This is a genomic window from Salinivibrio costicola subsp. alcaliphilus (genome assembly GCF_001996185.1).
Classification (GTDB): Bacteria; Pseudomonadota; Gammaproteobacteria; order Enterobacterales; family Vibrionaceae; genus Salinivibrio; species Salinivibrio costicola.
Genome location: NZ_MUFR01000226.1, coordinates 1 through 224, shown reverse-complemented (window position 1 = coordinate 224; position 224 = coordinate 1). Strand labels below are relative to the sequence as shown.

At 54.5% G+C, this 224-nt stretch carries 1 protein-coding gene; it reads left to right on the top strand.

Going from position 1 to position 224, the window contains the following annotated elements:
- Nucleotides 1-6 precede the first annotated feature (6 nt).
- Nucleotides 7-144, top strand: a complete 138-nt coding sequence (gene tnpB, locus BZJ21_RS16910; RefSeq protein ID WP_394329769.1) for an IS66 family insertion sequence element accessory protein TnpB — start codon at nucleotides 7-9, stop codon at nucleotides 142-144.
- Nucleotides 145-224: the final 80 nt, after the last annotated feature.

The window sequence follows — 224 nt, the reverse complement described above, 5'->3', positions numbered from 1 at the left end:
GGCAATGTGTACCTGGCCACCGGGAGCACCGACATGCGCAAATCCATCAATACACTAGGCTTATTGGTCGAAGACGTACTGGCGCTCGATCCGGTCGGGCCCCACTGGTTCGTGTTCTGCAACCGCCCCCCGGTGTCAGGATAGTTGTCCAGATATTGAATCGCGCTAAAATCCAGCTATGGAGGGCTAATGGAGGACACTATGCCGAGATATTCCGAAGAAAG